Annotated in this window: 12 protein-coding genes and 1 tRNA gene; 5 read left to right on the top strand and 8 right to left on the bottom strand. The window is 60.8% G+C overall.

Translation table 11 applies throughout. The features are described from left to right. Positions 1-16 precede the first annotated feature (16 nt). Positions 17-172 (top strand): ATP dependent DNA ligase, encoded by a 156-nt coding sequence (locus RSO01_RS50165; protein ID WP_373867997.1) that lies wholly within the window; start codon positions 17-19, stop codon positions 170-172. Positions 173-255: 83 nt separating this feature from the next. Here RSO01_RS50165 and RSO01_RS43830 read toward each other — a convergent pair whose 3' ends face one another. Then, positions 256-444, bottom strand: coding sequence for a hypothetical protein (locus RSO01_RS43830; protein ID WP_147156923.1), 189 nt, complete (start codon positions 442-444; stop codon positions 256-258). Between the two features lie 1,073 nt (positions 445-1,517). Between RSO01_RS43830 and RSO01_RS43835 the strand changes: the two genes are divergently transcribed. Beyond that, positions 1,518-2,414 carry an adenylate/guanylate cyclase domain-containing protein gene (locus RSO01_RS43835; RefSeq protein WP_170303820.1) on the top strand — a complete coding sequence of 299 codons (897 nt, stop codon included), beginning with the start codon at positions 1,518-1,520 and terminating at the stop codon, positions 2,412-2,414. A gap of 640 nt (positions 2,415-3,054) precedes the next feature. Then, positions 3,055-3,180: a hypothetical protein gene (locus RSO01_RS49675; RefSeq protein ID WP_281291634.1), complete on the top strand. Its 126-nt coding sequence runs from the start codon at positions 3,055-3,057 to the stop codon at positions 3,178-3,180. A 341-nt stretch (positions 3,181-3,521) separates the two neighbouring features. Here RSO01_RS49675 and RSO01_RS48080 read toward each other — a convergent pair whose 3' ends face one another. From RSO01_RS48080 to RSO01_RS43845, 4 genes are all read right to left on the bottom strand, one after another. Continuing rightward, on the bottom strand, positions 3,522-3,761 hold the full coding sequence (locus RSO01_RS48080) for a helix-turn-helix domain-containing protein (protein ID WP_170303821.1): 240 nt from the start codon (positions 3,759-3,761) through the stop codon (positions 3,522-3,524). Between the two features lie 1,346 nt (positions 3,762-5,107). Next, entirely contained in the window at positions 5,108-5,785 is a 678-nt protein-coding gene (locus RSO01_RS43840; protein ID WP_170303822.1) for a phytanoyl-CoA dioxygenase family protein, read from the bottom strand. An 820-nt stretch (positions 5,786-6,605) separates the two neighbouring features. Beyond that, positions 6,606-6,758, bottom strand: coding sequence for a hypothetical protein (locus RSO01_RS48085; RefSeq protein ID WP_170303823.1), 153 nt, complete (start codon positions 6,756-6,758; stop codon positions 6,606-6,608). 18 nt (positions 6,759-6,776) lie between these two features. Continuing rightward, positions 6,777-7,139, bottom strand: a complete 363-nt coding sequence (locus RSO01_RS43845; RefSeq protein ID WP_174825996.1) for a transcriptional regulator — start codon at positions 7,137-7,139, stop codon at positions 6,777-6,779. A 662-nt stretch (positions 7,140-7,801) separates the two neighbouring features. Here RSO01_RS43845 and RSO01_RS43850 point away from each other — a divergent pair. Further along, positions 7,802-8,077 carry a hypothetical protein gene (locus RSO01_RS43850; protein WP_147156926.1) on the top strand — a complete coding sequence of 92 codons (276 nt, stop codon included), beginning with the start codon at positions 7,802-7,804 and terminating at the stop codon, positions 8,075-8,077. 216 nt (positions 8,078-8,293) lie between these two features. Here RSO01_RS43850 and RSO01_RS43855 read toward each other — a convergent pair whose 3' ends face one another. Continuing rightward, positions 8,294-8,938 carry a response regulator transcription factor gene (locus RSO01_RS43855; RefSeq protein WP_170303824.1) on the bottom strand — a complete coding sequence of 215 codons (645 nt, stop codon included), beginning with the start codon at positions 8,936-8,938 and terminating at the stop codon, positions 8,294-8,296. Between the two features lie 656 nt (positions 8,939-9,594). Further along, positions 9,595-9,669, bottom strand: a tRNA-Val gene (locus tag RSO01_RS43860). Positions 9,670-9,900: 231 nt separating this feature from the next. On the opposite strand from RSO01_RS43860, the gene RSO01_RS43865 reads away from it, so the two are divergent. Next, positions 9,901-10,218, top strand: coding sequence for a hypothetical protein (locus RSO01_RS43865; RefSeq protein WP_147156928.1), 318 nt, complete (start codon positions 9,901-9,903; stop codon positions 10,216-10,218). A gap of 443 nt (positions 10,219-10,661) precedes the next feature. On the opposite strand, the gene RSO01_RS43870 is transcribed toward RSO01_RS43865, so the two are convergent. Beyond that, positions 10,662-10,857: OmpA family protein (locus RSO01_RS43870; protein WP_147155902.1), on the bottom strand; the 196-nt coding region annotated here is incomplete at its 5' end.

Here is a 10,857-nt window from a genome sequence, read left to right on the forward strand (position 1 = left end):
GCTTCAGCTCTCCAGAGTGCATTGGGTCCGCCCCGAGGTCGTCGTGGAAGTGACCTACCTCAGCTGGACCGAAGACAATTTGCTGCGGCAGGTCTCCTACCAGGGGCAGCGAGAGGACAAGCCGGCGCGCCAAGTGGCCCTGCCGGTTCCGCATTCGGCTCGCGAGAGGTGAGGACGTCGTAGGTTGGCAGCAGGCGTCCTTGCTATAAGGCGGTCGCGCCGAAAGCGACGCCAACACCACATGTCGGGCGTCCCTCAGAACGGCTTCTTAGGCTCATCATCGTCTATCCACAGCGCTGCCGGTGCGCCAGACAATTGAAGTAGTTGGCGCACGACAACGTTCTTCTGCTGATCGGTCATCTCCACCGAGGTCAGGATGACGGTTTCGCCCGTCGTGAGGTTCTTGATTTCGATCGAGTACCGGTCGGTGTTTGGATCGAGCATGTCAGAGAATAACTCTGGGGGACCAGGAAGTCCGCCTGGGCGCAACAACTGCGCCAGGCGGCCGGATCCTGCGGCGTAACCGCGATAGCTTGGCGGGAGACTACAGGTCCCCTCCTTTGAGGTACCAACGTCTCACCGCCGGCCGTCGGCCTTGCGACCGGGTAGCTCGCCACACGAGCTGTCGATGTGCCGGCTCGGCCGCCGGCCTCTTAGTCGATCGACAGCTGCCGGGTGCCGCTGCGGATCTTCGATTTCATCCAACTGATAGTGCTGCATGCCCAATTCCTTGATCGGCTCGACTACGCACACCCACGCCTCGGCCCACAGCGGCGGCAGCTAAACCGCTTCGTGCGATAGTCCACTTAGAGTCTTAGAGCAGACCCGTAAGGTGCAGTTTGGCGTACCGCCGACATGGGTCGCACCGCACCGACATAAGGCCGAACGTCTTTTGCAGCGCGCGGAATGTGAAGGGCTTGTGAGGCAGGCCGCGGTCATGATCGACGGCAACGTTACAGGCCGCCGCCAGTCTCGTGCATGCACATGCTAGCACTGTGCGGTATGCGAGCGCGCTGCAGTGCATGCAACGGGGACGTTATGCAGCCGCAACTACAGTCCTTAGCTGGTTAACCAGAAGCTCCCGCTCGATCGGTTCCTTGGCCACATGGCCATCTGGCTCGTAAAGGTCAGGTCGTTCCGCCTCCGACATCGTGCGCTCGCCTCGGCAAAGCGCTCTTCCTCGAGTTGTTCGATCGCGTCCTGCACCTGGCAAAGCTGCCAGAGCGTCAAGTCGCCTCCCTTGAGCAGGAGTCTTGACCAGTTTGTGACGTGCGTAACGACGGGGGTAGACATGATACCTTGTAAGCAATCCACCAGCAATACATTGGGCACGTCGCTCGCTCCCACCTTCAAGGCGGGCGCGCCCTGTTGCATTGTAAGGAAGCGATAACGCTAAGTTGCGGGATCCTAACAGCCAAGCCAGCTGTGGAGTGCATCGGAGGTAGCCTATGTTCTCACACGCTTCGACGGCAATGCGGTGTTGCCAGCTATGCCAGCAATTGTTCTCGTTAGCGGCCATGACTCAAACCGAACGGCGCCTGTCTGCAATTCTCTATGCCGATCTTGCCGGCTTCGTCCGCCTAGTGGAGAACGCGGAAGACCAAACGTTCGAAAACCTCCGGTCGGCACGCTCCAAGATTTGGCAGCCCGCCATTGAAGCAGCTGGCGGCTCCCTAATTCACAGTACGGGCGTTTCCATGCTCGCCGAATTCGCTTCGGCGATTGCCGCCGTCAGAGTGGCGATCGACATCCAGGAAAGCATGGCGCAATTTAACGGGCATCTCGCCGAGGGGCAGCGCCTGCTTTTCCGCATCGGCGTTCATCTCGGCGAGATCATCATCGACGCGACAGATCAGGATATCTTCGGCGACGGTGTCAATCTGGCCGCACGCATCCAGGTGTTGGCCGAACCGGGTGGGATCGCCGTCTCGCGCGCGGTACGCGACATAGCCAAGTTGCGGGACGACTATGCATATGTCGACGGCGGTGAGCATCGGGCCAAGCACGTCAGCCGGTCCCTGCACGTCTTTTGGGTGCGGGCGCGCGATGGCTCCAGCACCGTGCCGGTTCCAACGGTGCAATTGCGGGGCATTTTCCATTTTCACGGGTCTGACGCCAGTGGGCGCGAGTTCGGCTTTGACGTGGCAACGGACGAACTGGGGAAGCGTAAGCAAGGTGTGTTGATCGGTCGGGATTCCGGCCAATGCGAAATCGTCCTGTTGAGTGCTTCGGTGTCCAGGTGCCACGCACGATTGAGCGTGGGGGCAAACAACAGCCTGCTGATCGAGGATCTCGGATCGACGAACGGGACCTCGATCAATGGCGAGTCGATCTCTTCCGGGCAGTCACACCCTCTGGACCCGGGATCGATCCTCAGACTGGGTGACCTCAAACTCGCCGTCCGTTGTGACTAAAACGCTTCAACCAGGACGCAGCGTCAGGCTATCGGGTGTTAGCGCCACTACCTGTTGAGCTTGCAGTACAGTCAAAACAATCGCGCTCAAAAGCAACGACGGCTATACTGCCGCGCAAGGCCGAGGCCGCGCTCCTCGAACTGGAAGCACGTCTACCGCGAGCCGCCAGACTAGGCTGCCGGGCCGCGGTCATTGCCGCTGGAGGTACTGGTCGCTGGTCGGGGCACCATCTTGCTCGGTCCGATCGACCGCATGGCCCCGGCGCTCGACGTGGCTGAGCGCTGATGGCGAAGACGGCCATCGGCAGATGGGGCTACCTCGGCGCCGCAGGCGGAGCATTTTCAGAGTTGCCAATGGCTTGACAGCCAACATTGAACTTCCATCGCGTCTCAGCGGTATTTCAGACACTGTCTAGATAACCCGCGGACTGGTAAAAAGCGCCATCCTGTCCGCGGGGCTTGGCGGCAGCGCAAACAAGGGGGACGACAGAGATGCGACACGAACTTCGGAGTTGGGTCCGTCTCATCGCGTTGGGCGTCGGCGTGCTCGCGATTGTCGCTGCCGTACTTGTGTTATCGGCCCCGGGGGCCGACTTGGTCGCCTTGCGGTAGGCCTGGGCACGCGCCACGTCACCGGAGGCATGACCAGTGTGGAACTGAAGAAGCTCTTGGTCCAACTGCGGCGGTTGCCGGATACCAGCCCCGCCAAGGCTCTGGCCGAGTTGAGGCGGCTGATCGCATGCCAAAAGGAGGCGCGCCTGCACTAAGTTTCTGGCACAAGTTTTCCACCGCCGTTTCCCGGTGCTGGTCGCGGCCCGCGACTGAGGGCAAGGGCTCTTGCGGCCAATGTATCGGCAATCAGCTCCAGCGAGCCTCATTGAACCCGTCGTCGAGAGGCAGCGTGACGACCACGCTGTACCACGTTTTCTCAAGAGCGATCCGCGCGAGTTGACAGCATCTCGTGTAGCAAAGTTTTCGATTAGCGGCCGGCGACTTCCGGGCAGGACGGCGCGTAACTGGTACTTCCGAGGAGTTCCTTCCTTGACCATCGCGATCAAATTCCCCGCGCTGATCGACCACGATGTCCCTTCATTGGTATTGCGGCATCTTAGCCACGCGCCGATTCGCGACCCTTGCTGGTCAGCATGACCAGTTGCTCGCCGACGTGCACGACCAGGAAGCCGGCGGCCTCAGCCGTTGCAACGGCCCGAGTCACGTCTGCCCGTCGCTTTATCCCGGCGCGCTTCGCGCAGTCGTCGATCCGCCGGAACCGGCCTGGCTGGCCGCTGGTGAGGTCATACACAACGGCCACGAAGCGGCCGGATAGCTCAACGTCCGGTAGTGGCATCCGCCGAAGTATAGCCGCCCCGACGCGAGAACACGGCGGCTGGCGCCGGCTCTTTCGAGGTAACGCCACGGACAGGCCACCGAGCTAACCCACTAGCCGGTCGCCTCTGGTAAGCTTCGAGCAGCCTCGAATTCGGATCCTGCGGACCCGGCTCGCGGCGGTTCCCCTGACCGCGGATGTACCGGCAGGGGCAAAAGGTCCGCGGCCTTTTTCTGTCGCCCCCTCCGATGGTCAGGCTGAGCGCTTAGCGCTAACTCTGCTTGCTGGCGACCGCCCGCACCCTGGGCTGACTGTAAACGTTTACAGTGAGGAGCCGGTCGGACAGGTTGGCTCTGTCGGCCGTCGCCAACTACGCCTCCAGATCCATGAGCCACTCAGAAGACGTGCGGTAACGATCGGGGTCGACATCGCCGCCTTGGTAGCACGGCACTGTGTGCGCTGGGCTGCATCACTTGCACCGATCTTGCGGACTACCGGCGCCCCATCCAAGGCCCTATTTTTGATGCATGGCGCAATCCCCGCAGGGCTGACCCGGACATCAAGAAGGATCCGGATCGCACTAAGCGGGTTGGCAGAGCCCTCTCATCCGAGCGAAGTGGATGACTACGAACGGCTATTGCCATCTTTTGCGAGGCGGTGCGCCGCATTAGCGAGCTTTGAAGCGCCGGTGAAGTCGGCCACCAAGATCGGTCACACGAGAGTTCGCCGCAGCTCGGTTTGGAGGGGGATGCCTGTCACCGCCGGATCGGACTGGCGGGCGGAAGGGCGACCGTTATGACACCGGCAAGCGGCGATGTGTCCGGATCGGTCAAATACCCGTGCGGCAGCTCGGGCGCGGGACTCTCACGCACCGGGACGGCCATCTCGACGGCGGCAACGGGAAGACTGGCGGCACTGGCTCTATGGTTGTTGTGATGGCAACACCCAGCACCGACAAAATGCTGAAGGCGAGAATTGCCTTATCGCTAATGATCATGCAAGGCCCCCACCTACATCTCGTCACCCTCCTAGCGGAGATTGGACGAGCTAAATAAATAGCCTCAGCGCCTGCCCAATTGTACTGACCCGAATAATGAAGCAATTGTATTGAGCTGCCGCTCCGCTGGGCGACTCCAATATTTCGCATATCTGAAACGGCGGCTCGTCGGGACCGCTCGACAGAGCGTTCCGCCCGGCACTCCCACGCCGGATGGCATCCTAGTCGCCGCTAAAGCGCACGAACACCCAGGCCAGCCCCTCGCTTCATCATTTTGGCGCTTGGGTCCTCGCAGGATGGCAAGATGATCTGGAGATCGCGATGGATGCGGCCACGTGGTTGTCGCCGGACGAGAGGCGTCGCTCCGAAGTTAGCGCGCCGCGTCGCAGGGCCGTACGATCAGGCGGTTGATATAGGGATCAAGGTCGAGAACCTGCCGCGTCAGCGTCACCGGATGATAATCGAAGGCATAAATCGGCAACAGCGTGTAGCCGACCTCCAACATGAGGCGCGGGCCTTTGCGCGCCACTGCCCCCTTATGGACGCCGGAAGTGTCGGCCATGAACATGGTGCCGCGTCGTCCTTCAATGGTGATGAAGGCCTTCTCACCATATTTGTTGGCGACGTCCTCATCGGAATAGCGGCGCGCAAAGAGTGGTGGCCTCTCGCGTTGTGAGCCGGCGATGAAGACGTGCGGGCCAGTGCCCTCCGCGACATCCGTCAGATAGGCGAAGAACTTCACCATCTTCCAATCGTCAGGGTCGCGATGGAAACTCTGGACGGTCGCGCTTTGACCATAGGGGCGGGACCAACGAATGCCGATAGTCGAGATTGTTGGGGCACAACCGAGATAGGAGCCGGCGAGCGCCAGCAAATAGGGGTGATTGGCCAACTCCATCGCGTGGGGGCAATTCACTACGTCCGTCAGCTGGTAATTGGCCAGAGCTTCGGTTCCGACCGGGCGGCGCTCGGCGAGAAACGCCAGCATTTCCTCGATTTTCTCTTCAGAGAGCAAGGGAGGTAGAGTGGCGTAACCGTCGCGCCGCATTTGCTCAAGGAGTGGGTCGCCGGTCAACTTGCTGGAAGCGGGGCGCCTAACGCTTACGGCCGCGGCTATGCCATCGGCAAGAACGCGGCTCAATGGTGTCGCCACCCCAACTCGATACGCGTAATAGAGCATGGCGCGGAGGGGCTGCCACCCCCGCCCTGGGTTCAGGCGAGCATGAACAATCATGCGTCTCCACTTTGACTGCCCGGCGCCACCCCAGTTACGGGACCATGCACAGCAGTCGTTGATATGTGGAGGCCGAATTCGATCATGGTTGGAAGGCTAGACAAAGGTCGCACTGCGGTGAGTTTCAATCGTGAATTGGCAGCCACGCATTCTCTCACGATTTTTCTCACAGTAGGCCGCGCTCAGTCTAAATTACCTCCTTTGCATCAGATTCACTCGATGTGAGGCGCCCTTGCTTCTGTTGTTGGGAGCCGAAATCGGTTCCCGACAGTTCGCCAGGTTTTGTGACCGGGCTTCTCCTATTACTCGACATCTGAAGCGGGTAAACGCCCGAGCCATTCCCACCCGCGCAACATTGTCTGTACGTCTCAAAGGCGTTGCCTCTGCGTCTCAACCTTGCTCGGTCGCCGGATATCGCAGGTGGGTACGCGTCCCTCCATTCGCCTCGTGCATGCACGTGCTGGCACTGTGAGGAATGCGGGCACGCCTCAGTAGCGCCCAGATCCTCTCCCCAACTCGGCAGATGGCGACAACCCGGCAGTACCAGTCGCGGTCTTTCAATCGGCAGACGATCGAGCGGCCTGCGGTCAGTGCCTGCAGCCTGGTCGCCGCCATTCGCCCAGCGACCCAACCATCAGGGCAGCTCTGGGGCGAGCTCTGGCGCGTCGATGCCCCAGATGCGATAGATGACGCCGCCTTGTTTGAGGGTGTCGCCATCGGAGATGGTTTGAGCAGCGCAAGGCGACCCTACGACCAAAGCTGTCGCGAGCAAGAGAAGCTTGCCCATTGGGGCCAGTCCGCTGCTTCAGCCGCGTTGAGCGGATTTGCGCTGTTTGCCGCCACCCAGCGCCTCGGCATGGCTCACCGCACCCACGGCCTTGACCATTTCGAAGATGCGCTTGCGCACGCGGTCTTCGCGGATTTTGTAGTAGGCGCGCATCAGCTCCAGTGTCTCGCGCTTGTTCAGCGGATCCCTCTCATGCTCGAATGGAGTGCCAGCTTCGCCAAAGTTCTTGCGGCCGCGACCTGACATCGGGCGACCCGACAGGGCGTTGGACGGCATCTCTTCAAAAAAGTACGACACCGGCACATCGAGGGCCTTGCCGAACTCATATAGCCGGCTCGACCCCATGCGGTTGGAGCCGCGGCATCGAACACAGGGCGTCATACAGCTCCTGCTGGGGTCATCTCGATCCGATTGGTTACGGCCCCCTCCCCGCTGGCGCGTTCGCTGAGTCCGCTTTTTGACTCACTGGACGTTTTTGAGGCTGGGGGAGTCCTCCCGAACTGCCAGACGGAGCCTAGATCGATTCCACGGGCAGAAAAACAAGACTAGTGGCGATTCTGGCCATGCCCCAGAGGAAAGGCCCGCCCAGGGCGTGAACACTGGGCGGGCGGCCCGAGGCTTACATGCGGGCCGGAGCACTAGCGAGGCAATGCCTGCTCCCGGATGCAAAACCCGGCAATTAGGGAATTGGTTACAAGCTGCGTCAATTTGTAGGAGGCAGGTGCCAGCCACCTCTGCCAAGTCCTTGGCCGACATCCTGGATCTAGCAAGAAGAAAAGCCCCACCGGTATGAGCGGGCTAAGGCGATTTGGAGATATCATGAAGGTCCGAGTGCTTCACGTTCGGACCTATCTCTTGTTGCAGGTTCAGCTGTGGAACGTAAACGAGCGAATCTGCAAAAAGGCCGCTACGCGAGCGCCCGTGGGTCTCCGGCACAGGCGGTGCGATTGGCGAAGCGCTACACAACTTTAAGGTGTCAAAAGGCTAAGCGTTAGCGCCAATGTCGGTGCACAACAGGACCGCTTTCGCCGGAGAGTGTTGGGATGGAAATCGACACAGGCCTGTCGGGCGCAAGTGCCACAGTACAAGAAACCCGTGAGAGCGTTCCCCCGCATTCCGCCGGTCTTCCAGCGGGAGGCAAATCGAAACGCCGGCTTCCGAAATTCATCGCCGTTTGGCTTAGAAAGGCCAAACGACATTGGCTGCTTATTGCCATCGCAACGTTCCTGTCAGGCGTTGCTTTCGGCGCAGATGTCATCAAGAAGGGCAAGGACGCACTTGAGGCAGTAGGCCTCTTGCGCTCGGAAGCATTGAGTTAGCAACCGCATCAGCCAGATCACAATTTTCTGACCGCCTCATTAGAACGGCTTCGACCCGGCTCTACTGGGCCCGAGTCTATGTGACGCGTATGTTTAATGGCGGAAAGCAGGAAGATATTGACTTGGCTTGACGCAATTACGTGGACAGCGGTGCACAGTGGAATGCGGATCTCTTTATAAATCTCGCTAGGCTTCAGCGTTACCATGGCTCCTTGCTCAAGGCAGCGGTTCACCCGCACCGCGTGCTTGGTCGTCGAGCCAAGTGTAACCGAGACTCGGAACGTTCTTGATCGCCGAGAAGCCGGGGTCCATAGCTAGGAACTTTCTCCGAATCCGCTTCACGAGCGAGCGAACATTTGTCGTGTAGCCGTGCTCGCCGTTGCCAGCGACGAACCCAGTGTAATGCGCCGCATCGTAGATGGCGCGGTAGGTGTGGAGTGAGGCTTTGCTCGACACTAGCAACGCCACAACCTTGTACTCGGTGATGGTCAAGCTAACATCCTGCTCTAGCCACAGAGCACGCGCCATCGAAAGATACAAAACTAGCTTGCCGTGGTGCTCGATCTCAGGCATGGCCGCGGCGGAAATCTGGCGATGCCCATCGAGAAGCACGCGCAAACGGTGGACCAGTATGTCTGTGCCGCGGGCCTTGTCGACAAAGTCGACGGCGCCGCGGTCGAGCGCCTGCAACTCCCGTTCGACCTTGGAGTGCCCGGTCAGGAAGACGACCGGCAGTCCGATCCGCCGCTCCTTCAAGGCGCCCAGCAACTCGAGCCCTGACATCTCCGGCAGAGTCCAATCGAGCAGCGCTATCTTCGCCTCGATGCCATTGCTTAGGGCCGTCGAGGAAAGAAGGCCCATCGGCAAAACTCGAGACCGAAAGTCCCCGGTCAACCAGGTCTGACGACAGGGCTTCCCGATACAGGCCGTCGTCATCCACCAATACTACGTCTGGCACGTCGCGTGTCCCCTTCAAGCCCGCCACCCTCATTATCCTCCCGGGCCACCGTATCGCCGACGTGTTGCGAACTAAGGAAAAGTGTTTCGTGTGTATTGCTGCCCCTGGAAAGGTTGCGGCCGACCGGTCGACGCAACGAAAAAGGCTATCGAGGTGGCAGTCGACCGCCGCTGGATGCTCTATCAGGGCGCGCAGGTCAGGTCCTCCGGGATGTTTGACGGATCACAGCCGGGAGCCGGCCCAAGCTTTCGGCGGCTAGAACATCAGAACCCAAATGAGCATCACAGCGCAGACTAAGAGCAGCCCTATCGTTACGTAGTTGAGAACTTGCAGCATTTCGGGTGCCTCGGTCCAAGCGTCGCGCGAGCAAGCTGCCGGCCGGTGCCTATCGGGCGCTGTTTTGCAGCGCGCACCGGCCGGCCCCAAGGCGAGGCCGGTTGCTGTTTGAGGCTTCTCCGCTCACGGGGCGCCGCATGTAGCGCAAGCCCAAGCGGCGATCATTGACCACAGCGGTCAAAACGTTGATGGCCGGCGACATGCGGACTTCGCCGCCAGGCGATGGTGGGCGCTGCACGGATCGAACGTGCGACCCCACCCGAGTAAAAGGTGTGCTCTACCGCTGAGCTAAGCGCCCAGGCTGCGTATAACCGATCGCCGATTGCATCGCTCGAACCCTTTGGAAGTAACCTGCGTGGCCATTGGCCTTGCCCCATATCTCCAATAGAAACTCTCGCCGACGAACCGCGCCGCGCTCCAACTGCTCTGCAACTGAGCGTCGGAAAGGCGCCGGTCCACGCCATCTTTCGGGCGCCGAACATTGATTATTTGCAACATTGGAGCCACAGCGGGGCGAGTGGTCTCCAAAATGAGCGCCAACTCTGCGGGGAGTATGGTCATATCGGAGAACGAGCAGCTCGAACAACTTATCCAGGCTGCCGAGCAGATCGCCGATGACGATCCGCGCTTGGTACAAGCTCGCGAGCTCATTCGCCTCCGCGTTCTTTTCAAGCTGCGGAAGACCTATCCCGAGCTGGACCTAGCGAATTGTGCCCAGGTCGTGGCTACGGTCTTGAAGAACTTCTCAAACCTTATGCAGTGGGAGGGCGACGAGGGCGTGCGCATTGCCAACGACCATCCGGCGCTCCGAGAGGCGCTGGTGAGCGAACTGCGGATGCTAATGTGATGGACAGCGACACCATCGCCCGCCGCCTCTTCGGGGCCTATCTCAGCGCGGCCCTCGTCCTCGCGCTGCTCGTCTGCGCCCTCATGCAGTAGCCTCACGTAGTCCGCAGACAAAACGGCCCCAGCCGTAGCTGGCGCGCGCCCTACCCCGAGACACGTCGAAGTGCTCTGACAATAGCGCGCTCCGGAGGCAAGCGAAGTGAAGCCGCACCCGCGCGTTGCTGGTGGGCCGCCTTTCCCGCCAAGGGTGGCGCCGAGTGTGCTTTTAGTCACATTCGGCACGTCTCGATGTGCGCACGTGCGACCGTGGGTCTGCCGTAGATGTCATTAGCCATTTGATGATCACCATTTGCTACCTCCGCTCACTGTCAAGCGATCGGTGGCCGTGCGGATCCTGCTCAAGTTCAGGACGGTCACCTGAGCGAGCCGTGGAGCGTGCTGGGCCTACTGCGGCACAAGTTCCGTGCGGCGGTTGCGGGCTCGCCCGGCCTCATCGGCGTTGGGCGCAACAGGCGCGAGCGGGCCGACGCCGTGCCCAGTCAGGCGGGCGGCGGCGATGCCATTGGCTTGCACCAACGCCTGCACGACCGACAGTGAGCGCCGTCGCGACAAGTCCATGTTGTAGGTCAGCTGGCCCACG

Origin of the sequence: Reyranella soli (assembly GCF_007992495.1) — a bacterium.
Classification (GTDB): domain Bacteria; phylum Pseudomonadota; class Alphaproteobacteria; order Reyranellales; family Reyranellaceae; genus Reyranella; species Reyranella soli.

Coding starts and splice junctions, on each gene's coding strand:
- RSO01_RS43830 (WP_147156923.1), bottom strand. CDS start 444: ATGCTCGATCCAAACACCGACCGGTACTCGATCGAAATCAAGAACCTC.
- RSO01_RS43835 (WP_170303820.1), top strand. CDS start 1,518: ATGACTCAAACCGAACGGCGCCTGTCTGCAATTCTCTATGCCGATCTT.
- RSO01_RS49675 (WP_281291634.1), top strand. CDS start 3,055: ATGACCAGTGTGGAACTGAAGAAGCTCTTGGTCCAACTGCGGCGGTTG.
- RSO01_RS48080 (WP_170303821.1), bottom strand. CDS start 3,761: ATGCCACTACCGGACGTTGAGCTATCCGGCCGCTTCGTGGCCGTTGTG.
- RSO01_RS43840 (WP_170303822.1), bottom strand. CDS start 5,785: ATGCGGCGCGACGGTTACGCCACTCTACCTCCCTTGCTCTCTGAAGAG.
- RSO01_RS48085 (WP_170303823.1), bottom strand. CDS start 6,758: ATGGGCAAGCTTCTCTTGCTCGCGACAGCTTTGGTCGTAGGGTCGCCT.
- RSO01_RS43845 (WP_174825996.1), bottom strand. CDS start 7,139: ATGACGCCCTGTGTTCGATGCCGCGGCTCCAACCGCATGGGGTCGAGC.
- RSO01_RS43850 (WP_147156926.1), top strand. CDS start 7,802: ATGGAAATCGACACAGGCCTGTCGGGCGCAAGTGCCACAGTACAAGAA.
- RSO01_RS43855 (WP_170303824.1), bottom strand. CDS start 8,938: ATGGGCCTTCTTTCCTCGACGGCCCTAAGCAATGGCATCGAGGCGAAG.
- RSO01_RS43865 (WP_147156928.1), top strand. CDS start 9,901: ATGAGCGCCAACTCTGCGGGGAGTATGGTCATATCGGAGAACGAGCAG.